Here is a 26,443-nt window from a genome sequence, read left to right as displayed (position 1 = left end):
ATGACGGTGCTACCGCTACGTAAATTATTCAACATGGCCACCAAAAAAATCTTCCCGACCAAATCCTCGTCGAGTCTCACGCCTTGGCTGTGCATCGCCGCCCTGGTGATCCTGATCGATCAGCTGACCAAGATCACCATCACCAAGACCTTCCAGCTGGGCGAAGAAAAAATCATCACCTCGTTCTTCAACCTGGTGCTGGCCTATAACAAGGGCGCGGCCTTCAGCTTCCTCAGCAACAGCGGCGGCTGGCAGCGCTACTTCTTCACCGGCATCGGCATCGCTGCCGCGGTGTTCATCGTCTACCTGCTGAAGAAGAACGGCAGCCAGCGCATGTTCTCGTGGGCGCTGTCGCTGATCCTGGGCGGCGCCGTCGGCAACGTGATCGACCGCATCGCCTACGGCCACGTGGTCGACTTCCTCGATTTTCACTGGCCCGGCATTGGCCACTTCCCGGCGTTTAACGTCGCCGATTCGGCCATCTGCATCGGCGCCGGCCTGTTCATCCTCGACGAACTGCGCCGGGTGAATAAATAAGCGGAGCAGCATCATGATGGAATTGACTGGTAAAAAAATCGTCCTCGGCCTGTCCGGCGGCGTGGCCTGCTACAAGGCCGCGGAGCTGTGCCGCGCCTTCACCAAGGCCGGTGCTTCGGTGCAGGTGGTGATGACCGAAGCGGCCACCCACTTCATCACGGCGGTCACCATGCAGGCGCTGTCCGGCCGCACCGTGTACACCGACCAGTGGGACCCGCGCGTCAACAACAACATGGCTCACATCGACGTCACGCGCGATGCGGACGCCATCATCGTCGCGCCCTGCTCGGCGGACTTCATCCGCAAGCTGGCGCACGGCGCCTGCGACGACCTGCTGTCGACCATGTGCGTGGCCCGTCCGCGCCACGTGCCGCTGCTGATCGCGCCAGCCATGAACGTCGAGATGTGGCAGAACCCCGCCACCCAGCGCAACGTGCAGCAGCTGCGCGACGACGGCATCACCCTGTTCGGCCCCGCGGCCGGCGACCAGGCTTGCGGTGAAGTGGGCTTCGGCCGCATGCTGGAACCGGAGCAGCTGCTGGAAGAAGTGATTGCCGCCTTCCAGCCGAAAGTCCTGGCCGGCAAGCGCATCATGATCACCGCCGGCCCGACCTTCGAGCCGATCGACCCGGTGCGCGGCATCACCAATCTGTCCTCCGGCAAGATGGGCTACGCCGTGGCGCGCGCCGCGCGCGAAGCCGGTGCCGAAGTGGTGCTGGTCTCCGGGCCGGTGACGCTGCCGGTGCCGTTTGGCGTGCAGCGCATCAGCGTGCAAAGCGCGCAGCAGATGTACGACGCGGTGATGGCCGACGTCGACCACCAGCACATCTTCATCGCGGTGGCGGCGGTGGCCGACTGGCGCATCGCCAACGCCAGCGAGCAGAAACTCAAGAAAAACCCGGACGGCACCGCGCCTGACTTGAAATTCGAGCAGAACCCGGACATCCTCGCCACCGTGGCGGCCCGCACCAACCTGGCCGGCCATCCCTACTGCGTGGGCTTTGCCGCCGAGTCGGAGAACCTGGTGCAGTTCGGCGCCGACAAGCGCGAGAAAAAAGGCATCCCGCTGCTGGTCGGGAATATCGGCCATCACACCTTCGGCCAGGATGACAACACCATCATCCTGTTCGATGAGAACGGCCACACCATCCTGCCGCGCGCCGACAAACTGACGCTGGCGCGCCAGCTGATTTCGGAGATCTCCAAGCGGATCTCGCAACACTCTTTGTTCGCTAAATAAATGAAAAACGTAGACGTTAAAATCCTTGACCCGCGCATGAAGGACCAGCTGCCGGCGTATGCCACGCCAGGTTCGGCGGGCCTGGACCTGCGCGCCTGCATCGACGCGCCGATGGTGATCGAAGCTGGCCAGACCGTGCTGATTCCAACCGGCCTGGCGATTCACATCGCCGATCCGGGCTATGCCGCCATGATCCTGCCGCGCAGCGGCATGGGCCATAAAAACGGCATCGTGCTGGGTAATCTGGTAGGCTTGATCGACTCCGACTATCAGGGCCAGTTGATGGTATCGACCTGGAACCGCGGCCACAGCGCCTTCACGCTGCAGCCGATGGAACGCCTGGCGCAGCTGATCATCGTACCGGTCCTGCAGGTCGGCTTTAATATTGTTGAAGAATTCGACACCAGCGAACGCGGCGCCGGCGGTTTCGGCAGCACTGGCAAACACTAAAATGGAGACGGAGCACAGGGATGAACAAGACGCATAACATTGGCACATTATCCCTGCTGGCCGCGAGCGTCCTGCTCAGCGCCTGCTCCACCTTCCAGTCCCAGCCCGCCGCCCCGGCGCCGGCGCCGGCAGTCGTCAGCAGCGTGACCGAGGCGCCGCCGGTGGTCACCGCCAAGATGGCCGCCGCGCGCCAGCAACTGAGCCAGATGGTGGCCCTGCAGGACCGGCTGTACCGCATCGCCGGTCCCCTGCTGATCAACAACGCCGACCTGTGCCGCACGCAGGCGCGCAACCTGCTGGGCTTCACCGCCAAGAATAAATATTCCTACACCGGCGAATTCGTCGACGCCGCCCAGGCGGTGCTGAACTACGGCGACCGTCTTGAGGTCGCCAGCGTGCTGTCCGGCAGCGGCGCCGCGCGCGCAGGCCTGCGCAAGGGCGACGCGCTGGTGGCCGCCAACGGCAAGGTGCTGCCGATCGGATCGAACGCCGAAACGCTGGCCGCCGGCATCCTCGGTCCGCTGGCCAGCAGCAGCCAGTCGCTCGACCTGACGGTGGCGCGCGGCGGCAGCAACCAGCAGCTCAAGGTGCCGGTCACGCGCGCCTGCGCCTTCAAGATCGACATCGGCAATTCGGACAACATCAACGCCTATTCCGACGGCCAGCGTGTGATGATCACGCGCGGCATGGTCAACTTCGCGCAGAGCGACGAAGCGATTGCCTACGTGCTGGCCAAGGACATCGCCCACAATGTGCTGGGCCACGCGGCCATCACCAAGCAGGCCTACACGGTGGGCAGCATCATCGACAACCTGGTGGCCGTGCGCCCCGACCTGTCGATGCTGATCGGGACCGCCGGCGTCAAGCCGATGCCGCAGGATCTGGACGGCGCCGCCGACTACCTGTCGCTGTACATGGTGGCGCGCGCCGGCTACAGCGTGGACGGCGCGCGTGCGTTCTGGCAGCGTCTCGCCAGCCAGTATCCGGCCACAGTGCTGAACGGTTACACCGCCAACCATCCCGCCGTGTCGCACCGCCTGGCCGTGATCGAGAAGACCGTGGCCGAAATCCGCAGCAAGCAGGCGGCCAAGCGCCCGCTGGTCCCGTAACCTCCGAAAGAACGCCATGAACAAATCCGGCCTGATCGCAATCGTATTGATGTTGACGGCCGGCTGGGCGCAGGCGGCGCAATGGATGAAGGTGGGCAGCAGCAGCGGCAACGTCTTCTACATCGACAAGGCCAGCGTGATCAAGGCCGAGAAAACGCGCAAGGTCTGGTCCATGCAAAGCTATGGACGCCCGCAGAAAACGCCGGAGGGCAAGCTGTATCGCTCGGTGAAGATGCTGCACGTGTATGCCTGCGAGGAGCACACCACCACCCTGCTGGCACAGGTCTACTATCCGGAGCCGATGGGCAAGGGCGAGCCGGTCGAGAACTACAAGTTCGAGAAATTCAACCCGGAAGACATCGTGCCGGACAGCGCTTTCGACAGCGCGCTGGCCGCAGCCTGCAAGATCTAATTCGGGAAGTTGGGGAAGACTGTCGCCATCAGCCAGGTCAGGCCGGCGCACACCAGCACCGCGCAAATCAGCACCACCAGCAGGCGGCCGAATTTAGGTGAACCGTCATCTTCCTTTTGAGGCATATCCGTTCCCTGCAAGATTAGCATCGGCGTAGTATATTCCATCCATGGACTCTATCGACCTCGAAGTATTAAAAACCAGCGCCGCATGGATTGCCTCCGGACGCCGCTGTGAACTGATCACCGTCATCAAGACCTGGGGCTCCAGCCCGCGCCCGATCGGCGCCACGCTGGCCATCTGCGAGGACGGCACGGTGATCGGCTCCGTCTCGGGCGGCTGCATCGAGGACGACCTGATTGCCCGCGTGCGCAATGAGGGCATCAGCCGCACGGTGCCGGAAATCGTCAGCTACGGCATTACCGCCGACGAAGCGCACCGCTTCGGCCTGCCCTGCGGCGGCACCATTGAACTGTCGATCGAGCCGCTGTCGGAGCGCAGCCGCATTGCCGAGCTGCTGGAGCGGCTGGAGCGGCATGAACTGGTGCAGCGCCGTCTCGATCTGCACAGCGGCGCAGTGGAACTGTCCAAGGCCGCGCCGGGCGCGCAGATGCAGGTCAGCGAACAAGCCATGGTCACGCTGCACGGCCCGCGCTGGCGGCTGCTGATCATCGGCGCCGGACAGTTGTCGCGCTTTCTGGCGCAGATTGCGCTGGCCATGGATTACAGTGTCATCGTGTGCGATCCGCGCGAAGAATACCGCGCCGGCTGGCACGTCGACGGCGTGCAGCTGGTGCACGAGATGCCGGACGACGTAGTGATCGACATGCAGCTGGACCACCGCAGCGCCGTGGTGGCGCTGACGCACGATCCGAAACTGGATGATCTGGCGCTGATGGAAGCGTTGAAATCGGACGCCTTCTACGTCGGCGCGATCGGCTCGCGCCTGAACAACAGCAAGCGCCGCGAGCGGCTGCTGGAATTCGACCTGACGCCGGAACAGCTGGCGCGTCTGCATGGTCCGATCGGCCTGTACATCGGCAGCAAGACGCCATCGGAGATTGCCATCTCCATCCTGGCCGAAATGACCGCGATTAAAAACGGCGTGCCGACCAATCTGATCGTGCCGCACGCCGCCGCGCCGACCAAAGCCGGTGATGCGGTCTGCGTGGTCGATAGCGGCGCCGTTTAATTCAAAAGCAAGAAACGGCTGGCGCAATCGGCTCGCTAGCCGGAGAATACTTCTTTTTCTGGAATCAGCATGAGCACCGCCAACCTACTCCGCCTTATCCTGCTGGCCGCCATCTGGGGCGGCTCCTTCCTGTTCATGCGGATTGCCGCGCCGGTGCTGGGCGCCGCGGTCCTGATCGAATACCGCGTGCTGTTTGCGGCGCTGTTCCTGGCAGTGATCGGCGTGTTCCTGAAAAAGTCGCTGGATCTCAAACAGCACTGGAAGCATTACTTCATCCTCGGGCTGTTCAATTCCGCGCTGCCCTTCCTGATGTTTGCCTTCGCCGCGCGCACGCTGTCGGCCTCCGTGCTGGCGGTGCTGAACGCCACCACGCCGCTGTGGGGCACCCTGATCGCCGCCGTGTGGTCGCGCACCATGGTCAGCGCCAAAGTGCTGATCGGCCTTGCGCTGGGCACGGCCGGCGTCGCGCTGCTGGTCGGCTTTGACCACGTCAGCTCCAAGCCGGGCGCCGGCATCGCGATTGCGGCGGTGCTGTTCGCCTCCTTCAACTACGGCATCGCCAGCAACTACGCCAAACAGGCCAAGGCGGTGGAGCCGTTTGCCAATGCACATGGCTCGATGTGGGCCTCGGCGCTGCTGGTGCTGCCAGTCGTGCCGTTCTTCCCCGCGCCCGGCGAACCGACCGTCGGCATCATGGGCGCGGTCATTGCGCTGGGCGTGTTGTGCAGCGGCGTGGCCTACCTGATCTACTTCCGTTTGATCCAGGACGTCGGTCCGTCGTCGGCGCTGACAGTGACTTTTCTCAGCCCGCTGTTCGGCATCCTGTGGGGCGTCATGTTCCTCGACGAGACCGTGGGCTGGTACACCTTTGCCGGCGCCGCCATCGTCATCGCCGGCACCGCGCTGGTGACCGGCTTCCGTCCAGGCTTCGGCCTCAAGCCACGCTCGGCATGAAACCCTACACGCTGGAGCTGCCCGCGGACTACCGCCTGCAGGATGTGCTGACCTTTCACCGCCGCGATGCCGAAAGCATCGCTGAAGAAGTCAGCGCAGAACGCCTGCGCAAGGGCGTGCTGCTGGAGGGCGTGCCGGTGGTGCTGGACATCGTGCTGCCACCGGCCGCCGGGAAGACCGCACGCGCCGGCGCTGGCGCCCGCGTCAGCATTCACGCGGATGGCGCTTTAACCGCGGCGGGCCGCGAGCAGGCGCGCGAGGCCGTGCTGAACATCCTCGGCCTGCGCATCGATCCCGCACCATTCATCGCTTTCGTGAAAAAGGACAAACTGTTCGCCGCCCTGGCGCGCAAACAGCCTGGCCTGCGCATCGTGCAGTCGGCCACCGTGTTCGAGGCGCTGACCTGGGCCATCATCGGCCAGCAGATCAACCTGTCGTTTGCGATCTCGCTGCGTCGCACCTTCATCCTGCTGGCCGGCCGCCAGCACAGCAGCGGCCTATGGTGCTATCCCGACGCCCGCAGCGCGGCGGCGCTGTCGGTGGAAGACCTCACCAGCCGCAAATTCTCGCGCGCGAAAGCGGAAACCCTGCTGCGCTTGGCCGCACTGGTGGCCGATGGCCAGCTGCGGCTGGAGCTCGCGGACGACAACAGCATCGAACAGATCTCCGCCGCCCTGCTGGCCGTCAAAGGCATCGGCCCCTGGACCGTCAACTATGGCCTGCTGCGCGGCTACGGCTACGCCGACTGCTCGCTGCATGGCGACGTCGCCGTGCGCGCGGCGCTGCAAACCCTGCTGGGTGATGACGAACGTCCCGACATCAAACGCACCGAAGAAATCCTGGCCCGCTACAGCCCCCACCGCACCATGGCGGCCGCCCACCTGTGGGCCAGCCTGCACCCACGCGACGAAGACTAAATTCCGCTTGAACCTGACGTAACGTCAGGGTTTACGATCCGCTGCATTACTGGAGGATCGTCATGAGCTGGATCGAAAAACTGCTACCGCCGCGCATCAAGAGCGGCGCCGCGCGCCAGGCCATTCCGGCCGGCCTGTGGATCAAATGCCCGGAGTGCGACGCGGTGCTGTACCGCGCCGACCTAGAAGCCAATCTGCACGTCTGCCCCAAGTGCAGCCACCACATGCGCATCAGCGCGCGCGCACGGCTCGACGCGCTGCTCGATGCCGGCGGCCGCCACGAAATCGGCCAGGAAGTGCTGCCGGTCGATACCCTCAAATTCAAAGGCAGCAAAAGCTACACCGAGCGCCTGAAGTCCGCCATGGAAGCCACCGGCGAAACCGATGCCCTGATCGTCATCGGCGGCGCCATCCTTTCGGTGCCGGTGGTAGTGGCCTGCTTTGAATTCAACTTCATGGGCGGGTCGATGGGGGCCGTGGTGGGCGAACGTTTCGTGCGTGGCGTGCAGGCGGCCATCGAGCAGCACGTGCCCTTCATCTGCATCACCGCCAGCGGCGGCGCGCGCATGCAGGAAGGCCTGATGTCGCTGATGCAGATGGCGAAAACCACCGCCATGCTGGCCCGGCTGGCGGAGAAAAAACTGCCCTTCGTCTCCGTGCTGACCGATCCCACCTCGGGCGGCATCTCGGCCTCGTTCTGCTTCCTGGGCGACCTGGTGCTCGCGGAGCCGAAAGCGCTGATCGCCTTCACCGGCGCGCGCGTCATCAAAAGCACGCTGGGCGTGACGCTGCCGGATGGCTATCAGCGGCCCGAGTTCCTGCTGGAGCGCGGCGCCATCGACATGATCGTCGACCGCCGCGAAATGCGCGCCGAACTGGCGGCCCTGTTGGCGCTGCTGCTTAACCTGCCACGTGATGCGGTGGCGTGAAGTACACTAGCACGCATGAAAGCACTGAAAATCGGCGAACTGGCGGCGCGCTCCGGCCTTACCGTACGCGCGCTGCACCACTACGACAACATCGGCCTGCTGACGCCATCGGCGCGCGCCGATTCCGGTTACCGGCTGTACAGCCGCGACGACGTCGCGCGCCTGCACCAGATCCAGGCGCTGCGCAAGTTCGGCATGTCGCTGGCCGATATCGGCACTTTCCTCGCCAGTCCCGATGCACCGTTTGCCGATATCGTCGCGCAGCAGATCGAGGCGCTCAACCGCCAGATCGCGCAAGCGACCACGCTGCGCGAGCAGCTCTCGCAATTGCAGCGCCAGATGCGTGGCGGCGACGAACCGGCGCTGGAGGACTGGCTGTCCACGCTCGAACACATGCATCTGTATGAGCAATACTTCTCACAGGACGAACTGCGCCGCCTGCCCTTCTGGCAGCGCGACGCGCGCCGCAATCAGGCGTGGGAGGCGCTGGTGCGTGAAGTCCGCGAAGCCATGGCGCGCAAACTGCCGGCCAGCGATCCGCAGGCCGGTGCGCTGGCCCGACGCTGGATGCAGATGCTGGAACAAGACACCGGCGGCAACCCCGAATTCGCCTGGCGCATGACCGCCATGCTGGAACAGGAAGCCACGGCGCAGCGGCTCACGCGCATCACGCCGGAACTCAGGCAATACGTCGGCGAAGCGTTCAGCGAATACCGGCTATCACTGTACGCCAACTACCTGAGCGCCGCAGAAGTGCAGCACATGCGCGAGCACGGCGGCAAGCACTTTCGCGAATGGATGGAACTGATCGTCGCCGTGCACAAGCACATGGCCAGCGGCGTACCTGCAAACGCGCCATCGTCGCATGCACTGGCTTGCGAGTGGCTGCGCCTGTTCCGCCTGCGCGTCGGCAACGATCCGGCCACCCTGAAAAAAATCCGCACCGCCCACGAACGCGAGCCAGCGCTGCTGCAAGGCACCTGGGTCAGCACAGCCATGCTCGACTACATCCGCACAGCCGCCGCCGCTTGACACGCGTTGATCCCGCATAAAGTGAAAGTCCCTCCCCCATTCTACGATGGTGCCCCATGGACGATCATCTCAACAATCTCTACAACGCAGACTTCTACCAAGCACTTTGAACAACTGGACGTGGACAATCTGGTAGCCGAAGTACTGCATCTGGCCGGGCAGGAGCAAAAGCAGCTCAAGCGCCACGTACGCAAGCTGCTGCACTACTTCCTGAAAAGCAAACTCTACCCCGAGCGGGTCTCGGGTCATTGGCTGGGCGAGCTATGCCACCATCGCCGCTGGATCGAAAAGCTGATCAACAAAATGCCCAGCATGGCGCCGCTTATCGACAACCACATCGCCGACGCCTACGCCGACATCACCGAGCGCCTGACCTGCAAAGCCAATCTGCCCCGCTCCAGCTTCCCTGACACCCTGGCCTATACCCGGGAACAACTACTGGAACGGGACTTCATGCCGTGGACGGCGCTACCTACGGCCGGGCCGCGAACAGTCCGAATTCCGACAGGTCGGTAAAACTGGCGTCGCCATTATTGGCCGTGATGTTGAGCCGGTAGTAGCGATAGGCGGCCGGCGTCGCGACTGCATAGTTTTTCGGCTGGAAGCGCGCACTGAACATCTGGTTGCTTTGCGTATCGAGCGTGGTCCAGTTGACGCCATCGTTGGAACCCTGGAATTGCCAGTCTTTCGGATCACGCTCGACCTTGTCGTTGGAACTGATGACCGTGTAGCGCTGCACGCTCTCGGTGTGGCCGAGGTCATACCGCAGCCAGCCCGCCACGCCCGAGTAGAACCACTGCGTTGCCGAATTCTGGTCGAAAGCGCGCCTGGCGTTGGCGGCGTTGCTGGCGCTGTCGGTGGCGCTGCCGCCGGTGGCCACGTTCACCAGCGGATGGACCGGGGTGGCGCTGTCCTCCGGCGAATTGGCGCTGGTGCCGGCGGCATTGGCCGCCTTGACCGTGTAGTAGTAGGTCATGCCATTCGTCACTGTCGTGTCGGTATAGCTGCTGCCCGTCACGTGCGGCGCGATGGTGGTGTACGGCCCGCCGCTGAAGGTGGAGCGCATTACCGCGTAGCTGGTGGCGCCGAACGCCGCCTGCCAGCGCAACGGCACCACGCCATCGCCAGGCGCCGCCAGCAGCGCCGCCGGCGCCGCCGGGATGACGGCCGGCGCCGCCCCGTCGCCACCAGTAATCTGGACGTTGCTGAAGACCGAGCGATTCAGCGTGCCATTCGCCACCGAGGACACCACCAGGCCGACATAAATGGTATCCGGCAGCGGCGCGTTGAGGCGGCCGACATCGGTGGCGGCCCAGTTGGTGCCGTCGGGCGAGATGTAGCCGCTGATGACGTTGCCGATGCGCTCCAGCTTGACCCAGTACGACGGCGTGGCGCTGGCGATGGGCAGGGCCTTGTTGCCGTAGTTGTTGCCGCCGTACACCGCGAGATTCTGCATGTTCTGCTCGGCCTGGATGCGGTTGGTGATCGCCATCCAGGCGCGCGGGGCGCCCTGGTCCAGGCTGGTGCGTATCATCACGCCGGCCTTGGCGGACGGGCTGGTGTTCTGCACCGCGTCGACTTTGGCGATGATGCTGCCGTCGCCGGTGAGGGCCTGGTAGGCGAAGTAGCAGCTGTCGCTCGTGCCCCAGATCTCGGCGCCGGCGCCCTGCACGGTCCATTTGCCGTCGGCATAGGTGGCGGTGCCGGCCGGCGTGGCGCCGCCGATGTTAATGCCGCTCAACCCGGCAGTGACCGACGCGCTGGACGGCATGGCCGGCGCCGGCTCGGGCGCTGCGGTCGCGCTGTCGGCTTCCTTCAGGAACATGAAGCTGCCGCTGTCCACCGGCATCCACAAACGCCGTTGGGCGATGAACGGCGCCTGCATGCCCTTGCGCAGGACGTAAGCGCCATACACCTGATTGAGGGTAATGTTGCCGCCACCCCAGCCGCGGTTGGTGTTGTCGGCGGTGTAGTAAGCGTCGGTGGTGCCGAACGGCAGCGCCGGCGTCGGCGCCAGCTCATTCACCCGCGCAAAATATTCGCCGGCCGCCAGCAAACGATCATCCAGATCGGAATAGATGTCGATGCCCTGCTTCCACAACGCCTCGGCCAGCATGGTCAGCGACTTGAGCTGACCATGGGCATGGCCCTGGTCGCGCAGGGAGTCGCCCAGCATGCCGATATCGTTGGAACTGCGCAGCCCGATGTGGGCAAGCGTGCGAGTCTGGTAAATCACCTTGTCCAGCGCCTCGGCATCGTCGTTGTAGATGGCCATCAGCCCGAGCGCAACCAGCGCCAGCGCGCCCTTGTTGGCGGCGCCGAACTGTTTTTCGCCGTAGGGGTTGGAAGCCGGCATCAGCACGTCCTTGAAATACTTCTTCACCACCGCCGTGTCGTCCTCGGTCCAGTCCTGCCAGGTGCCGCGCAGAATGTCGGCGCCGCCCACGAACATGTAAGCGTAATCGCCCAGATCCAGCATCGATTCGCGGCCGGTGAATTCGGTCTGGGTGGTGGCCCATGCCCTCAGGATCGCCCGCGCCTTCTTCGCGTATTCCTGGTTGCCGGTGAAATACCACATCCGCGACAGATTCCAGATTGCCATCATATCGCTGCGCCACGCGCCCAGATTCACATCGGGCGCCCGGCTGACGGTGGCGAACGGCCCCGCCATGCCGTAGGTGAGCCGGGACCGCCCATCGTTGGCCAGCATGTCATAGGCCGACTTCCAGGGCTCCCGCCCCTGGTCGACTTGCGCCTTGAGCGCGCTCAGATCCGCCAGCGTGAGCGGCGTGCCGGGATGCGTGAAAACACGGGACTCGGCAGCGCTGCCGTGCCCCGGCAGTGTGGCAGTGCTCAGCAGGAGCAACGCAGCTGCAACATGGGTTCGATCAAACATGCCCGCCAGGATGTTTCGGATTTCCATAGACCAGTCTCCAAAATGAACGTGTACGCCAGATTAATGCAAACTGCAGTGGAGTCTAAGTTACATAGTTTCCGTACGTCAACAGTTTTTTTTAAACTAGTTTCATGCGCACGAAGCAGGAGGCCGGCGGAAAACGAAAAAGCCGCTGATCCCTGACGGTATCAACGGCTTCGAATTTGGTTGCGGGGACAGGATTTGAACCTGTGACCTTCGGGTTATGAGCCCGACGAGCTGCCAGACTGCTCCACCCCGCGTCTGATGCCGTTATTATAGGGCAGATCTGGAGTTTAGGCAATATCAATCCCGGAAACAGGCGCGATAGTTCGAATAAATGCCCGGCCGGCGCCGCCGCCAACACGCCGTGCGGGCGGCAATCGGTGTAAAGTAAGCATAAAATCGACTTGAGCAATTGTTTATGAAATTCTGTTCCGAATGCGCTTCCCCCGTCAGCCTGTCCATTCCGGCTGGCGACAACCGTCCCCGCTATGTGTGCAGCAGCTGCGCCGCCATCCATTACCAGAATCCGAAAATGGTGCTGGGCTCGATCCCGGTGTGGGAACGCGACGGCGAACTGCAGGTCCTGCTGTGCAAGCGCGCCATCGAGCCGCGCTACGGCTACTGGACGCTGCCGGCCGGCTTCATGGAAAACAATGAAACCACCGGCGAAGCGGCGATCCGCGAGACGCAGGAAGAAGCCGGCGCCAATATCAAACTGGGCAAGCTGTTCACGCTGCTGAACGTGGCGCGTGTCCATCAAGTCCACATGTTCTACCTGGCCGAACTGCTCGACCTCGATTTCGCCCCCGGCGAGGAAAGCCTGGAAGTCAGGCTGTTCACGGAACAGGACATCCCATGGGACGACCTGGCCTTCCCCACCATCCGCACCACGCTGGAACTGTTCTTTGCCGACCGCGTCAACATCCGTGAAGGCGGCAGCTACGGTTTCCACACGCAAGACATCATCCGCAATATGCGTTCGGACCTCGACCCCACGTGATCCCCTGGCTTGACACCCACACGCCGTTTCCCGACGTCTCCGAGGCGCTGACCAAGGACGCGCCGGGCTTGCTGGCGGCCGGCGCCGACCTGTCGCCGCAGCGCCTGCTGATGGCCTACCGGCACGGCATTTTCCCGTGGTTCTCGGAGGGGCAGCCCATCCTGTGGTGGAGCACCGATCCGCGCATGGTGCTGCACACGGCGAATTTCCGCATCTCCGATTCGCTCAAGAAAACCCTGCGCAAGGTGGAGCGCAGCCGCAGCGAAAACGGCCGCTGGCAAGTGCGCTTCGACAGCGCCTTCGAACAGGTGATGCGCGCCTGCGCCGCGCCGCGCCGCGACGGCCCCGGCACCTGGATTTCGGAAGACATCATTGCCGGCTATACCGGCCTGCACCGCATGGGTTACGCGCACTCGGCCGAAGTCTGGCTGGACGGCGAGCTGGTCGGCGGCGCCTACGGCGTCTGCATCGGCCGCATGTTCTACGGCGAATCGATGTTCGCGCGCGTCACGGATGCCTCCAAGATCGCCTTATCCTATCTGGTGCGCTTTCTGCGTGACAAAGGGGTAAGCATGATCGATTGCCAACAGGAGACTGGCCATCTGGCCTCCCTCGGCGCCAGCCCGATGCCGCGCGCGCAATTCCTGGCGCATCTGCGCAACAGTATTGAATTGCCCCAGATCACCGGATGGGAACCAATTGCACCACTCGCGCCAGCCAGTTAAGCTAGCATCAAGACTCAACCAAAACGCCAGATAGGACGTGCATGACGCACCTGAACGACCTGCCTTTCGCGACGCTGCAGTTTTACACGACGGCGCCCTACCCTTGCAGCTACCTTGACGCCCGTCAAGCGCGCTCGCAGGTGGCCACGCCTTCGCATCTGATTAACGCCGACGTCTACTCGGAGCTGGTGAAAAACGGCTTCCGCCGCAGCGGCATCTTTACTTATCGGCCATATTGCGATGGCTGCCAGGCTTGCATTCCGGTGCGCGTGGTGGCCGACCAGTTCCGCCCCAACCGCACCCAGCGCCGCGCCTGGATCAAGCATGGCGAACTGGTCGCGGGCGTGGCCACGCTGTCGTTCTCCGACGAGCACTACGAGCTTTACCTGCGCTACCAGAGCAAGCGCCACGCCGGCGGCGGCATGGACCAGGACAGCCGCGACCAGTACGCGCAATTCCTGCTGCAAAGCCGCGTCAACACGCGGCTGGTGGAATTCCGCGAGCCGGGCGGCACGCTGCGCATGGTCAGCATCATCGACGTGCTGTCGGACGGCTTGTCCTCGGTCTACACCTTCTTCGATCCCGATGTCGAGGGCGCCTCCTACGGCACCTTCAACGTCCTGTGGCAAATCGAGCAGGCGCGCGAGCTGAAACTGCCTTACGTTTATCTGGGCTACTGGATCAAGGAAAGCCCGAAAATGTCTTACAAAACCAACTTCAAACCGCTGGAAGCCCGCGTGAAAGGCGTGTGGAGCGTGTTGGACGCCTGATAAAATACGGGCGAACAATAACCAGAGCGCCCCATGTCCAACAAATTCCTGTACTCCCTGGCCCGTCCGATGCTGTTCTCGATGGACGCCGAAGCCGCCCACCACTTCACCCTGCCGGCCCTGAAACGCGCCGCCTCGCTGGGCCTGACCAAGCTGATCCAGCAGCCCAAGGCCGATCCGCGCACCGTGATGGGCATTACCTTTAAAAACCCGGTCGGCCTGGCTGCCGGCCTGGACAAGGATGGCGCCTACATCGACGCGCTGGCCGATCTCGGCTTCGGCTCGATCGAAGTCGGCACCGTGACGCCGCGCGCCCAGCCCGGCAACCCGAAGCCGCGCATGTTCCGCCTGCCGGAAGCGCACGCCATCATCAACCGCATGGGCTTCAACAACGGCGGCGTGGATGCCTTCGTGGCCAATGTGCAGTCCTCGCGCTTTTACCAGGACAAGGCCGGCGTGCTGGGCCTGAACATCGGCAAGAACGCCGATACGCCGATCGAGCGCGCCACCGACGATTACCTGCACTGCCTGGAAAAAGTCTATCCCTACGCCAGCTACGTCACCGTCAACATTTCCTCGCCCAACACCAAGAACCTGCGCCAGCTGCAGGGCGGCTCGGAACTGGACGGTCTGCTGAGTACGCTGAAGCAAGCCCAGCTGCGCCTGGCCGACCAGCACCAGCGCTATGTGCCGCTGGCCCTGAAGATCGCACCGGACATGGATGGCGACCAGGTCAAGAACATTGCCGACGCGCTGATCCGTCACAAGATCGACGGCGTGATCGCCACCAACACCACGCTCAACCGCGATGCCGTCACCGGCATGCTGCACGGCGCTGAAGCGGGCGGCCTGTCGGGCGCGCCGGTGTTCCAGTTCTCCAACACCGTGATCCGCCTGCTCAAGGCCGAGCTGGGTGACGCGCTGCCGATCATCGGCGTGGGCGGCATCATGCAAGGTGCGGACGCCAAGGTCAAAATGGAATGCGGCGCGCAACTGGTGCAGCTGTACAGCGGCCTGATCTACGCGGGGCCGGCACTGATCAAGGATTGCGCCGACGCGGTACGCCAATAAGGACAGCCTATGCAGCAGGTACAACTGGGTAACAGCCATCTGCATGTCAGCAAGATCTGCCTCGGCAGCATGACCTGGGGCGAGCAGAACACCGAGGCGGAAGCACACAGCCAGCTCGACTACGCATTCGAGCGCGGCATCAACTTCATCGACACGGCGGAAATGTACCCGGTGATGTCGCGCCCGGAAACCCAGGGCCTGACCGAGCGCTACATCGGCACCTGGCTGAAGAAGACCGGCCGGCGCGACAAGATGGTGATCGCCACCAAGGCCGCCGGCCCCAACGCCAGCGTGACCTGGGTGCGCGGCGGCCGCGCGCGCAACTACGACGCCGCCAACCTGAAGGCGGCGGTCGAGACCAGCCTGCAGCGCCTGCAGGTCGAGCATATCGATTTATACCAATTGCACTGGCCCAGCCGCAACGTGCCTGTCTTCGGCAACAACGTCTTCAATCCCCGGCACGAGCGGATGAGCGTGCCGATTGAAGCAACGCTGGCGGCGCTGGGTGATCTGGTCAAGCAGGGCAAGATCGGCGCGATCGGCGTGTCCAATGAATCGTGCTGGGGCGTGAACGAATTCATCAAGCAGTCCGAGATGAAAGACTTGCCGCGCATCGCCACCATCCAGAACCTGTACAACCTGACCGCGCGCCACTTCGAAACCAGTTTGCTGGACGAGACCTGCTACCGCGAAAACGTCAGCCTGCTGGCCTACAGCCCGCTGGCGTTTGGCCAGCTGACCGGCAAATACCTCGATGATCCGAAGGCGCATGGCCGCCTGACCATTTTCCCGAGCAACTGGAGCCCGCGCTACACGCGTCCGGCCACGGTGGCGGCAGCTGCGCGCTACGCCCAGCTGGCGCGCGACCACGGTCTGACGCCGGCGCAACTGGCGCTGGCGTGGTGCTACTCGCGCTGGTTTGTGGCCTCGACCATCATCGGCGCCACCAGTGTCGACCAGCTCAGGCACAACATCGACGCCTACGCCATCCAGCTGCCGCTGGAGCTCATCAAGCAAGTGGATCAGGTCCACGCCGAGATCACCAATCCCGGCCAATGACGGCATTCGCGACACGTTATCCAAAACTTGAATATCATTAGTCATAACGATTAGTGGGCAGCATGGCTACCCGCTGCTATCCTTTTGCCATTGATACCATAACGAGTTGACCGATGCGCGTACGCCCCCTCCTGCTTGCCAGCCTGATTTCCTCCATCGTCATTCCCGCCTTCGCCCAACAACAAGCCGCTGACGGCGAGCTGCAGTCGGTTGTGGTGACCGGCACCTACGCCAAGAACCGCCGCACCGTCGATACCGAGTCGCCGGTCGACATCATCGGCGCGCGCGAGCTGCAGGCCAGCGGCTCGACCGAACTGGCCACCGTGCTGGGCCGCGTGCTGCCGTCGCTGAACTTCCCGCGGCCATCCGGCGCCGATGCCAGCGATGCCGTGCGCCCGGCACAGCTGCGCGGCCTGTCGCCGGACCAGGTGCTGGTGCTGGTGAACGGCAAGCGCCGCCATGCCTCGGCGGTGGTCAACGTCAACGGCACCCAGGGCCGCGGCTCGGCGCCGGTCGACCTGAACGCGATTCCGCTGTCAGCCATCGATCACATCGAAGTGCTGCGCGATGGCGCCGCCGCCCAGTACGGCTCGGACGCGATTGCCGGCGTGATCAACATCATCCTGAAAAAGGGCGCGGCCGGCGGCGACGCCGAGATCGGTTTTGGCGAATACCAGGAACGCGACGGCAAGCAAGTTTCGCTGCGCGGCTCGACCGGTTTCAACCTCGGTGAAGACGGCTGGGTGCGCATCGCCATCGACGCCGCCGACCGCGATCCGACCAACCGCGCCGGCGCCGATTTCCGCAATCCGGCCGACCCGCGCTATGGCAAGGTCAATCAGCGCTTTGGCGATCCCGAAACCAAACCACGCGTGCTGTTCGTCAACGGCCAGTACCGCGTGAGCGACGACATCGACTGGTACGCCTTCGCCAACTACGGTCAGCGCGACACGTCGGCGGCCGCCACCTGGCGCACATTCGGCCGCTCGCCGCTGTATCCGGACGGCTTCCTGCCGTTGGAGAACAGCCAGTCCACCGACGCCTCGCTGGTCACCGGCCTGCGCGGCGAAGCAGCGGGCTGGCGTTGGGACGTCAGCCTGAACTACGGCCAGAATGCATTCAAGCTGGACCTCGACAACACCGTCAACCTCGACCTCGGCGCCAACAGCCCGACCCACTTCTACGCCGGCAAGCTGAAGAGCTCGCAATCGCTGTTGAATGTGGACGTGGCGCGTGATTATCCGGTGGAAGCCTTCACCGGCCCGCTGACGGTGGCGCTGGGCGCCGAATACCGGCGCGAGGAATATGAGATCGGCGCCGGCGACGTGGCCTCGTACAGCGGCTCGGGCGCGCAGGGCTTCTCCGGCTTCCGCGCGGTGAATGCGGGCAAGAACAGCCGCCACAACGAATCGCTGTACGCCAACTTCGAGGCGGAAGTGAGCAGGCAGTTCTCGGCCTCGGCCGCGCTGCGCCACGAGCGCTACAGCGACTTCGGCAATACGACGTCGGCCAAGGCCTCGACCCGCTACGCCTTCAACGATACGGTGTCGCTGCGCGCGACCGCCTCGTCCGGTTTCCGCGCGCCATCGCTGGCGCAGCAGTTCTACACCATCACCACCACCAATTTCTCGGTGGTGAATGGCGTCAACACGCCGATTGAAACCGGCACTTTTGCGGTCGGCAGCGCCGCCGCGGCAGCCCTCGGCGCCACGCCGCTCAAGGCCGAGAAAGCCCGCAACTACAGCCTCGGCATCCTGCTGCAGCCCACCCGCAACTGGACCGCCAGCATCGACGCTTACCGCATCGACATCGACGACCGCATCGCGTTGTCGGCCAATATGACCCTGAACCAGGCCTTGAAGGACACGCTGGCCAAACAAGGCTTGCTGGTGGGCGCCGGCCGCTACTTCACCAACGCCATCGACACCCGCACCACCGGCGTCGACATCCTCAGCACCTACCGCTGGGAAACCAGCAAGGCCGGCCGTTTTGACTTCACCGCCGCCTACAACCACAACAAGAATTCGCTGGAGCACGTCAACGCCAATCCGGCCATCCTGAGCGCCAATGGCCTGACCCTGATCGACCGCCAGACCATCAACCGCATCACGGTGGGTTCGCCCAAGGACAAGTTCAGCCTGGCGACCGACTGGACGCTGGGGAATTGGGGCACGCGCGCGGTGGTCACGCGCTACGGCAGCTTCACCGTGCCGCAGAATAATGCGACGCTGGATCAGACTTACGATCCGCAATGGGTGCTGGACTTGTCGGCCAGCGTCAGGCTGGGCAGGCACTGGCGCCTGAGTGTGGGCATCGACAACGTGACCGACCGCTATCCGGATCAGGTCACGTCGGCGGGCAACCTCAACAACAACGGCATCAACCCGTACAGCGGCTGGGCGCCGAACGGCTTCAACGGCCGCTACTACTACGCCAAGGCCGGCTACAGCTGGTAAGCGCCCAAGCGGGCGCTCAGCTGCTTCATCGGCCGCGCTGGCGGCGCACTGCCCGCCAGCTTGAACACGCTGACCGCCTGCGCCAGCAAATCGGCCTGATCGCGCATGCTCTGCGCGGCGGCGGCCGCTTCTTCCACCAGCGCGGCGTTCTGCTGCGTCACATCGTCGATCGAGACGATGGCCTGATTGACCTGCTCGATGCCGGTGCTCTGCTCGCTGCTGGCGGCGCTGATCTGCTTCATGATGTCCGCCACCTGCTGCACCGATTGCACGATGTTCTGCATGGTGGCCCCGGCCTGATCCACCAGTGAAGCGCCCGCATCCACCGTTTCCACCGAACGCCCGATCAATTCCTTGATCTCCCTGGCGGCAGCGGCCGAGCGCTGCGCCAGCGTGCGCACCTCCGAGGCCACCACGGCAAAGCCCCTGCCCTGCTCGCCGGCGCGCGCCGCCTCCACCGCCGCATTCAGCGCCAGGATGTTGGTCTGGAACGCAATCCCGTCTATCACGCTGATGATGTCGACTATCTTGCTGGAGCTTTCCTTGATGGCGCCCATGGTGCTCACCACCTGGCCCACCACCTGCCCGCCCTTGGTGGCGTAATCGGACGCCGCCACCACCAGCCGGGTGGCCTGCCGCGCATTTTCCGCATTCTGCGACACGGTCGAGGTCAGCTCCTCCATCGACGACGCCGTTTCCTCCAGGCTGGAGGCTTGCTGCTCGGTGCGCGTCGACAAATCCAGATTGCCGTTGGCGATCTCGTTGGACGCATTGGTGATGGTGTCGGTCCCGGACCGCACCTGCCCCACTGTGCGCGCCAGCGCCTCGTTCATGTCGATCAGCGCACGCAGCAGCTGGCCGGTTTCATCGGTGGTGTTGCACTCCATGCGCATGGTCAGGTCGCCGCCCGCCACTGCCTGCGCCATGCCGACCGCGCGGTTCAGCGGCTGCGTGATGCTGCGCGTAATCCAGTGCAGCACCCAGGCCGCCAGCGCCACGGCAATCACCGTCAGCACCACCATGGTGGTGCGCGAACTGGAATACGATTGCTCGGCCAGCGCGCTGGCCTGCTCCACCGCCGCGTTCTGGAACTTGACCAGATCGGTCAGCGCATTCAGGTAAGCCGTCTGCTCCTTGCGCACCGTGGTCAGCAGGTACTTGACGTTCTCGCCGCGCTTGCTGTCGTCAGCCGACATGGCGACAAACTGGCTTTGCACCACCAGGTATTTTTCGCGCGCGTCCAGCACCGCCTGCAGCCTGGCCTTGCTTTGCGGGTCTGTGTCGTCGGCAACCAGCTTGCCCAGTTTTTCCAGGCGCTCGGCGTTTTCCAGCTTGCGCTGGTCCACCCGCTCCAGCTCGGCCTTGACCACCGCCGGATCGCTGGACAGCATGGCATTGCGCATGGCGCGGGCAATATCATTCAGACCGCCTATCGTTTCATAAGCGAGTATCACCTTGGGAACTTTGTCGGTGGCGAGATCGTTGGTGTTGTTATTCAACTTGCCAAGATTGCCGATACCGACCACAGCGATGCCGATCATGAAGATGATGGCCACACCCAGACCGGCTGCCAGGCGATAGCCGATTTTCCAATTACCGAATCCCATTTGAGGCTCCCCGGAGTTGGTTGCAGGGATTCAGTATATGGTCAATTGAACATGCAAATAGGAAAAAATTTAAGACTGTTTTGCCGCCGCCACACTCTGGTGGCGGCGGCCAGCGCTTAGTTCAACTCGTTGCCGTTGAGGGCCGCGTCGATGTCGGCGCGGCTCAGCTCCGGCGCGAATTGCTGGATGAAGTGATACGCGTAGGAGCGCAGGTAAGCGCCCTTGCGCACCGCCAGCCGCGTGGTGTTTTGCGCGAACAGGTGCGAGGCTTCCACCGCGCGCATGCCCTTGTCGCGGCCGTGATCAAAGGCCATCGAAGCAACGATGCCGACCCCCAGGCCGAGCGAGACGTATTGCTTGATCACGTCCGAATCCATGGCGGTCAGCACGATGTCCGGGCGCACGCCGGCTTGTTCAAACGCGGCATCGATGTGGCCGCGGCCGGTGAAGCCGACATCGTAGGTGATCAGCGGGAACTCAGCCAGGTCTTCCAGCCTGATCGGCGAGCGCGACAGCAGCGGATGGCCGTCCGGCACCACGATCAGGTGGCTCCAGCGGTAGCAAGGGAAGGACACCAGATCCGGAAACGCCGACAAGCCTTCGGTGGCGATGCCGATATCGGTCTTGCCGGACAGGATCCACTCCGCGATGTGCTCGGGCGCGCTTTGCTGCAGGGCGATGCGCACGTCCGGGTACGCGGTGCGGAAGCTCTGCACCACTTTCGGCAGCGCATAACGCGCCTGCGTGTGGGTGGCGGCCACGCTCAGCGTGCCGCTTTGCTGGCCGGTGTATTCCAGGCTGGCTTGTTGCAGATTCTCGGCCTCGATCAGCAGGCGGTCGATGATTTTCAGGATGCCTTTGCCCGGCTCCGTCATGCCGGTCAGGCGCTTGCCGTTACGCTCGAAGATGACGACGCCCAGTTCGTCTTCCAGTTCGCGGATCTGGCGCGACACGCCAGGTTGCGAGGTAAACAGGGCATTGGCCACTTCGGTCAGGTTGTAGCCGCGACGGGCGGCTTCGCGGATGGACCGCAGCTGTTGAAAATTCATATGGAGGCTCCTTCGTCCACGAACACGCGCAGGCGTTTCGGTCGCACTACCAGCGTCTCGCCTTCTTTCAGGCCCAGGCTGCTGAAGCGCTCGTTAGGGATGACTGCTTCGATCAGTTCGGCGTTGTCGCCGCGTTCCAGGTCCAGCTGGGCCAGCGGGCCGATCGCATGCGCGCGGCGCAGTTTGACCACGATGCCTTCCGCGCCCGGCGTGTAGCGGTCCACGTCCAGCTCATGCGGCCGCACATAGGCCGTGCCCCGGCCCGCCGCTGCCGGCTGGCCCGGCACGTCGAAGCTGGCTTCGCCGCTGGCCAGCACGCCATCCTGCACGCGGCCGTGGAACACGTTGACGTTGCCGAGGAAGCCGTACACAAACGGCGAGGCCGGGTGGTTGTACACCTCGTCCGGCGCGCCGATCTGTTCGACGTTACCCTTGTTCATCAGCACCACCTGGTCGGCCACCTCCAGCGCTTCTTCCTGGTCGTGGGTGACGAAGATGGAGGTGACGTGCAATTCGTCGTGCAGGCGGCGCAGCCAGCGGCGCAGTTCCTTGCGCACCTTGGCGTCCAGCGCGCCAAACGGTTCGTCCAGCAGCAGCACGCGCGGTTCCACCGCCAGCGCGCGCGCCAGGGCGATGCGCTGACGCTGGCCGCCCGACAATTGCGGCGGATAGCGGTCGGCCAGCCAGTCCAGCTGCACCAGTTCCAGCAGGTCCTTGACCTTGCGGCGGATCTGGTCTTCCGAAGGCCGCTCCGAACGCTTTTTGACGCGCAGGCCGAAGGCGACGTTTTCAAACACGGTCATGTGCTTGAACAGCGCGTAATGCTGGAACACAAAGCCCACCTGGCGCTCGCGCACATGGCGGTCCGAGGCATCCTGGCCGTCCAGCAGCACCTGGCCCGAATCCGGATGTTCCAGGCCGGCGATGCAACGCAGCAGCGTGGTCTTGCCGCAGCCCGAAGGCCCCAGCAGCGCGGTCAGCTCGCCTTGCGGGAAGTCCAGCGAGATATTGTTGAGGGCGACGAAATCGCCGAAACGCTTGTTGATGTTCTTAACTTGGATCGTCATGGTATTACTCCGAAGTGCGCACGTCGTCGGCGATGGATTCGTTCAGGCGCCAGGCGATAAAGGTTTTCACGACCAGCGTCACCAGCGCCAGCAGGGCCAGCAGGGACGCCACGGCAAAGGCGGCGGCAAAGTTATATTCGTTGTAGAGAATCTCGACTTGCAGCGGCATGGTGTTGGTTTCGCCACGGATGTGGCCGGACACCACCGACACCGCGCCGAACTCGCCCATGGCGCGGGCGTTACACAGGATCACGCCGTACAGCAGGCCCCACTTGATGTTCGGCAGGGTGACGCGGCGGAAGGTATCCCAGCCCGAGGCGCCCAGCACGATGGCGGCCTCTTCTTCTTCGCTGCCCTGTGCCTGCATCAGCGGGATCAGCTCGCGCGCCACAAACGGGAAGGTGACGAAGATGGTGGCCAGCACAATGCCCGGCACCGCAAACAGGATCTTGATATCGTGCTCCTGCAGCCACGGGCCGAACCAGCCCTGCGCGCCAAACAGCAGCACATAGATCAGGCCGGAGATCACCGGCGACACCGAGAACGGCAGATCGATCAGCGTCAGCAGGATGCTCTTGCCGCGGAACTCGAACTTGGCGATGCACCACGAGGCAGCCACGCCAAACACCAGATTGAGCGGCACGGCGATGGCGGCGGTAATCAGGGTCAGCTTGATGGCCGAGATCGCGTCTTCTTCAACGATGGCGGCGGCGTAAGCGTCCCAGCCCTTTTTCAGCGCTTCGTAAAACACCGACACCAGCGGCACGAACAGGAACAGGGTCAGGAACAGCAGCGCGACGGCGATCAGCACGCCGCGCACCCAGCGCGGTTCCAGGATTTGCGGCGCCGATGGCAGTTCGCCACGGCGCACATTGGTGACAGGAGCTCCGCTCATATTATTTCCCCGACTTTCCGCGAGCCCAGGCTTGCAACAGGTTGATGGTCAGCAGCAGGATAAAGGACACCACCAGCATCACCACCGCAATCGCGGTGGCGCCCGAGTAGTCGTACTGCTCCAGCTTGGTGATGATGAACAGCGGCGTGATTTCCGACACCATCGGCATATTGCCGGCAATGAAAATCACCGAACCGTATTCGCCGGTGGCGCGCGCGAAGGCCAGCGCAAAGCCGGTCATCAGCGATGGCAGGATGGTCGGGAACACCACGCGCGAGAAAGTTTGCCAGGCGTTGGCGCCCAGGCTGGCGGCGGCCTCTTCCAGTTCACGCTCGGCGTCTTCCAGCACCGGCTGCACGGTCCGCACCACGAACGGCAGGCCGATGAAGGTCAGCGCGATGATCACGCCCAGCGGGGTGAACGCCACCTTGATGCCCAGCTCGCCCTCGATGAAGCGGCCCAGCCAGCCATTGGCCGAGTACAGCGCGGTCAGGGTGATGCCGGCCACGGCGGTCGGCAGCGCGAACGGCAGGTCGACCAGGGCGTCGACGATGCGCTTGCCGGGGAATTCGTAGCGCACCAGCACCCAGGCCACGATGCCGCCAAAAATGACGTTGATGAAAGCGCCCAGCAGCGAGGCGCCAAACGTCAGCTTGTAGGAAGCCACCACGCGCGCCGAGGTGACCGTGTTCCAGAAATGCTCCCAGCTCATGGTGGACGTTTTCAGGAACACCGCCGACAGCGGGATCAGGACGATCAGCGTCAGGTAGAAAATGGTGAAGCCCAGCGACAGCCGGAAACCCGGCATGACGCGGAACGGTGCGCCCCGTTTGGCCGCCACCGGGGTGGCGCCGGACGCTGCAAGAACAGCAGACATGTATGCTCCCTTATTACAATTCCTTCTATAAGGGCTGCATGTTCTCATCAATGCTTCATAATACAAACGAAGCATTTCTCATGTCGTTATGCGATTCAGCTATATACAAGTTTGACGGCCACAGCGACCAGGGTGAAGGCCAGAATGCCGCGCAGCAGGCGCTCCGGCACGGCGCGGGCAGCGTACGCACCAATGGTAATACCAGGCACGGATCCCACCAGCAGGGTCAGCAACAGCGTCCAGTTGATCGAGCCCAGCCACCAGTGGCCGACTGCGGCAATCGCGGTCAGGGGCACGGCGTAGGCGATGTCGGTGCCGGCCACTTCGGCGGCGGTCAGGCGCGGATACAACATCACCAGCACGGTGGCGCCAATGGCGCCGGCGCCGATGGAGGATATCGTCACCAGCACGCCCAGCACGGCGCCGGTAAAAATGGTGGCGTTGTGCAGCGCCCTGCCCTGCAACTGGCGTTCTGGGTGGGCGGTGATCCAGGTCAGCATCTTGCGTTTGAATAGCAACGCAATCACGGTCAGCAGCACGGAGCCGGCAATGGTGTAGCGGATGATCTGGCCCATCTCCTTGCTGAGCGTGCCAAAATATTTGAGGCCGATGCTGGCCAGCAGGGCCGCCGGCAGCGCGCCAATGCACAGGCGGCGCACGATGTCCCAGTGAACCGTGCCGCGCATACGATGGGTGAAGGTGCCGACCCCTTTGGTGAGGGAGGCAAAGGCGAGATCGGTGCCGACCGCCACTGCGGGCGTGACGCCGAACAGCAGGGTCAGTAGTGGCGTCATCAGCGAACCGCCGCCTACACCGGTCATCCCGACCAGCAAACCCACCGCAAAACCTGACGCGACAAACTGCAAATCCATAGAGTTTCCCCAAAGTAGGTGTGAAGGTTACCTACTTTGGGGAAAGATCCAAACAACGGAAAACTTATAAGCTTATCCGGATTATTTGTTTGGCTGCGGCGTCACGCGCAGGTATGGGCGCTCGGCGGTAAAGCCTTTCGGATACTTTTGCTTCAGCACGTCCGGGTCCTGCACGGTCAGCGGAATGATGACGTCGTCGCCATCTTTCCAGTTGCCCGGCGTGGCCACGGTGTAGCCGTCGGTCAGTTGCAGCGCATCGATCACGCGCAGCACTTCGTCGAAGTTGCGGCCGGTGCTCATCGGGTAGGTGATGCTCAGGCGTACCTTCTTGTTCGGGTCGATCACGAACAGGGTGCGCACGGTGGCGGTGGCCGAGGCTTCCGGGTGGATCATGTCGTACAGGGTGGCCACCTTGCGGTCGGCATCGGCGATGATCGGGAAACCAACCACGGTTTTCTGCGTCTCTTCGATATCCTTGATCCAGGCCTGGTGCGATTCCGCCGGATCGACCGACAGCGCGATCGCTTTCACGTTGCGCTTGTCGAATTCCGGTTTCAGCTTGGCGGTCAGGCCCAGTTCAGTGGTGCAGACCGGGGTGAAATCCGCCGGGTGCGAGAACAGCACCACCCACGAATTGCCCGCCCACTCATGGAACTTCAGCTTGCCGATGGACGAGTCTTGTTCAAAATCAGGCGCGGTATCGCCCAGGCGGATAGTCATAACTTGGTCTCCAGAGTAGAAAGTGGTCACGCGGACAAGGCGCTATTGTGCGCCTGCTCTGCTAAAAAGTACAAGGTTTCCAGCCCCTCCGGCCAGTCGCCCAAGCCGGACTCGGCATTGATATGGCCCAGCGGGCCGCCGTTGATGAAGCGGCTGTGCCAGCGCCGCGCCCACAGTTCGGCGCGCGGCGCCGCCATCCAGGGATCGTTGGTGCTGCCGACCATGATGGACGGCACCGGCAGGGCTTGCTGCGGCAGCAGCGCCGCCACCTTGAATTTGTCGGGATCGGCCGGCGCCACCAGCAGCACGCCCACCACGTGGTCCGGCTTGCGCGCCACGCTGTGCACGGTGGCCAGCGCGCCGAAGCTGTGCGCCACGATCAGCGTCGGCCGTTCATCGGCGCCGCGCAACGCGTCCACCCTGGCCGACCAGCGCGCCAGGTCCGGCTGCTTCCAGTCATCCTGCTGCACCCGCTCGAAAGCGGGGTACAAGCGTTGCCAGCGGCTTTGCCAGTGGTCCGGTCCGCTGTTGTGCAGACCGGGCGCGATCAGCACGCGCAGTTGTTCAAAGACGCCGGTCATGG

General features: G+C 63.7%; 27 protein-coding genes and 1 tRNA gene. 17 read left to right on the top strand and 11 right to left on the bottom strand.

The features are described 5' to 3' along the window. Positions 1-33: 33 nt before the first annotated feature. Genes lspA through ABDW57_RS04655 form a run of 5 tightly spaced genes read left to right on the top strand, consistent with a single transcriptional unit; the run spans position 34 to position 3,748 of the window. On the top strand, positions 34-537 hold the full coding sequence (lspA, locus tag ABDW57_RS04675; protein WP_176645401.1) for a signal peptidase II: 504 nt from the start codon (positions 34-36) through the stop codon (positions 535-537). 16 nt (positions 538-553) lie between these two features. Then, a complete protein-coding gene (coaBC, locus tag ABDW57_RS04670; protein ID WP_343729112.1) occupies positions 554-1,777 on the top strand; it encodes a bifunctional phosphopantothenoylcysteine decarboxylase/phosphopantothenate--cysteine ligase CoaBC in 1,224 nt (407 codons plus the stop codon). Then, positions 1,778-2,227, top strand: coding sequence for a dUTP diphosphatase (dut, locus tag ABDW57_RS04665; RefSeq protein WP_343729034.1), 450 nt, complete (start codon positions 1,778-1,780; stop codon positions 2,225-2,227). A 20-nt stretch (positions 2,228-2,247) separates the two neighbouring features. Then, on the top strand, positions 2,248-3,336 hold the full coding sequence (locus ABDW57_RS04660; protein ID WP_343729033.1) for a M48 family metallopeptidase: 1,089 nt from the start codon (positions 2,248-2,250) through the stop codon (positions 3,334-3,336). Positions 3,337-3,352: 16 nt separating this feature from the next. Next, entirely contained in the window at positions 3,353-3,748 is a 396-nt protein-coding gene (locus ABDW57_RS04655; protein WP_343729032.1) for a surface-adhesin E family protein, read from the top strand. Here the strand turns inward: ABDW57_RS04655 and ABDW57_RS04650 are convergent. Then, the gene (locus tag ABDW57_RS04650) at positions 3,745-3,873 is read right to left on the bottom strand and encodes a hypothetical protein (protein WP_343729031.1); all 129 of its coding nucleotides are present in this window, start codon (positions 3,871-3,873) and stop codon (positions 3,745-3,747) included. The genes ABDW57_RS04655 and ABDW57_RS04650 overlap by 4 nt on opposite strands. Before the next feature lie 44 nt (positions 3,874-3,917). Between ABDW57_RS04650 and ABDW57_RS04645 the strand changes: the two genes are divergently transcribed. From ABDW57_RS04645 to ABDW57_RS04620, 6 genes are all read left to right on the top strand, one after another. Beyond that, positions 3,918-4,940: an XdhC family protein gene (locus ABDW57_RS04645; RefSeq protein WP_343729030.1), complete on the top strand. Its 1,023-nt coding sequence runs from the start codon at positions 3,918-3,920 to the stop codon at positions 4,938-4,940. Positions 4,941-5,009: 69 nt separating this feature from the next. Next, the gene (locus ABDW57_RS04640) at positions 5,010-5,894 is read left to right on the top strand and encodes a DMT family transporter (RefSeq protein WP_343729029.1); all 885 of its coding nucleotides are present in this window, start codon (positions 5,010-5,012) and stop codon (positions 5,892-5,894) included. Then, the gene (locus ABDW57_RS04635) at positions 5,891-6,811 is read left to right on the top strand and encodes a DNA-3-methyladenine glycosylase 2 (RefSeq protein ID WP_343729028.1); all 921 of its coding nucleotides are present in this window, start codon (positions 5,891-5,893) and stop codon (positions 6,809-6,811) included. The genes ABDW57_RS04640 and ABDW57_RS04635 overlap by 4 nt, the downstream gene beginning before the upstream one ends. Positions 6,812-6,873: 62 nt before the next feature. After that, a complete protein-coding gene (gene accD / locus ABDW57_RS04630) occupies positions 6,874-7,740 on the top strand; it encodes an acetyl-CoA carboxylase, carboxyltransferase subunit beta (RefSeq protein WP_343729027.1) in 867 nt (288 codons plus the stop codon). A gap of 15 nt (positions 7,741-7,755) precedes the next feature. After that, complete coding sequence (locus ABDW57_RS04625) at positions 7,756-8,772, top strand: MerR family transcriptional regulator (protein ID WP_343729026.1); 1,017 nt, start codon at positions 7,756-7,758, stop codon at positions 8,770-8,772. 21 nt (positions 8,773-8,793) lie between these two features. Next, complete coding sequence (locus tag ABDW57_RS04620; protein ID WP_343729025.1) at positions 8,794-9,288, top strand: DUF29 domain-containing protein; 495 nt, start codon at positions 8,794-8,796, stop codon at positions 9,286-9,288. Here ABDW57_RS04620 and ABDW57_RS04615 read toward each other — a convergent pair. Then, positions 9,245-11,695 (bottom strand): alginate lyase family protein, encoded by a 2,451-nt coding sequence (locus tag ABDW57_RS04615; RefSeq protein WP_343729024.1) that lies wholly within the window; start codon positions 11,693-11,695, stop codon positions 9,245-9,247. The genes ABDW57_RS04620 and ABDW57_RS04615 overlap by 44 nt on opposite strands. Positions 11,696-11,872: 177 nt before the next feature. Further along, a tRNA-Met gene (locus ABDW57_RS04610) sits at positions 11,873-11,949 on the bottom strand. A 161-nt stretch (positions 11,950-12,110) separates the two neighbouring features. On the opposite strand from ABDW57_RS04610, the gene ABDW57_RS04605 reads away from it, so the two are divergent. From ABDW57_RS04605 to ABDW57_RS04580, 6 genes are all read left to right on the top strand, one after another. Next, positions 12,111-12,692, top strand: a complete 582-nt coding sequence (locus ABDW57_RS04605; RefSeq protein WP_343729023.1) for an NUDIX hydrolase — start codon at positions 12,111-12,113, stop codon at positions 12,690-12,692. Further along, complete coding sequence (aat, locus tag ABDW57_RS04600; RefSeq protein ID WP_343729022.1) at positions 12,689-13,417, top strand: leucyl/phenylalanyl-tRNA--protein transferase; 729 nt, start codon at positions 12,689-12,691, stop codon at positions 13,415-13,417. Before ABDW57_RS04605 ends, aat begins: the two co-directional genes overlap by 4 nt. A gap of 41 nt (positions 13,418-13,458) precedes the next feature. Further along, positions 13,459-14,187, top strand: coding sequence for an arginyltransferase (locus tag ABDW57_RS04595; RefSeq protein ID WP_343729021.1), 729 nt, complete (start codon positions 13,459-13,461; stop codon positions 14,185-14,187). A gap of 33 nt (positions 14,188-14,220) precedes the next feature. Continuing rightward, positions 14,221-15,258 (top strand): quinone-dependent dihydroorotate dehydrogenase, encoded by a 1,038-nt coding sequence (locus tag ABDW57_RS04590; RefSeq protein ID WP_343729020.1) that lies wholly within the window; start codon positions 14,221-14,223, stop codon positions 15,256-15,258. 9 nt (positions 15,259-15,267) lie between these two features. Then, positions 15,268-16,317, top strand: coding sequence for an aldo/keto reductase (locus tag ABDW57_RS04585; protein WP_343729019.1), 1,050 nt, complete (start codon positions 15,268-15,270; stop codon positions 16,315-16,317). Between the two features lie 113 nt (positions 16,318-16,430). After that, entirely contained in the window at positions 16,431-18,773 is a 2,343-nt protein-coding gene (locus ABDW57_RS04580; protein WP_343729018.1) for a TonB-dependent receptor, read from the top strand. On the opposite strand, the gene ABDW57_RS04575 is transcribed toward ABDW57_RS04580, so the two are convergent. The 8 genes from ABDW57_RS04575 to ABDW57_RS04540 form a co-directional block, all read right to left on the bottom strand. Further along, a complete protein-coding gene (locus ABDW57_RS04575) occupies positions 18,761-20,380 on the bottom strand; it encodes a methyl-accepting chemotaxis protein (RefSeq protein WP_343729017.1) in 1,620 nt (539 codons plus the stop codon). The two genes, ABDW57_RS04580 and ABDW57_RS04575, sit on opposite strands and share 13 nt — an antisense overlap. A 116-nt stretch (positions 20,381-20,496) precedes the next feature. Further along, entirely contained in the window at positions 20,497-21,429 is a 933-nt protein-coding gene (locus ABDW57_RS04570; RefSeq protein WP_343729016.1) for a CysB family HTH-type transcriptional regulator, read from the bottom strand. Next, positions 21,426-22,496 carry a sulfate ABC transporter ATP-binding protein gene (locus ABDW57_RS04565; protein ID WP_343729015.1) on the bottom strand — a complete coding sequence of 357 codons (1,071 nt, stop codon included), beginning with the start codon at positions 22,494-22,496 and terminating at the stop codon, positions 21,426-21,428. Before ABDW57_RS04565 ends, ABDW57_RS04570 begins: the two co-directional genes overlap by 4 nt. A gap of 4 nt (positions 22,497-22,500) precedes the next feature. Continuing rightward, positions 22,501-23,391, bottom strand: a complete 891-nt coding sequence (cysW, locus tag ABDW57_RS04560; protein WP_343729014.1) for a sulfate ABC transporter permease subunit CysW — start codon at positions 23,389-23,391, stop codon at positions 22,501-22,503. A 1-nt stretch (position 23,392) separates the two neighbouring features. After that, on the bottom strand, positions 23,393-24,268 hold the full coding sequence (gene cysT / locus ABDW57_RS04555) for a sulfate ABC transporter permease subunit CysT (protein WP_155464879.1): 876 nt from the start codon (positions 24,266-24,268) through the stop codon (positions 23,393-23,395). Positions 24,269-24,363: 95 nt separating this feature from the next. Further along, positions 24,364-25,140: a sulfite exporter TauE/SafE family protein gene (locus tag ABDW57_RS04550; protein WP_343729013.1), complete on the bottom strand. Its 777-nt coding sequence runs from the start codon at positions 25,138-25,140 to the stop codon at positions 24,364-24,366. 81 nt (positions 25,141-25,221) lie between these two features. Continuing rightward, a complete protein-coding gene (locus tag ABDW57_RS04545) occupies positions 25,222-25,860 on the bottom strand; it encodes a peroxiredoxin (RefSeq protein ID WP_343729012.1) in 639 nt (212 codons plus the stop codon). Between the two features lie 26 nt (positions 25,861-25,886). Continuing rightward, complete coding sequence (locus ABDW57_RS04540) at positions 25,887-26,441, bottom strand: alpha/beta hydrolase (RefSeq protein WP_343729011.1); 555 nt, start codon at positions 26,439-26,441, stop codon at positions 25,887-25,889. Positions 26,442-26,443: the final 2 nt, after the last annotated feature.

Origin of the sequence: Duganella sp., assembly GCF_039595735.1 — a bacterium.
Classification (GTDB): domain Bacteria; phylum Pseudomonadota; class Gammaproteobacteria; order Burkholderiales; family Burkholderiaceae_D; genus Rugamonas.
Note: the sequence above shows the minus strand (reverse complement) of the source record. Positions and strands in the feature narration are given on the sequence as shown.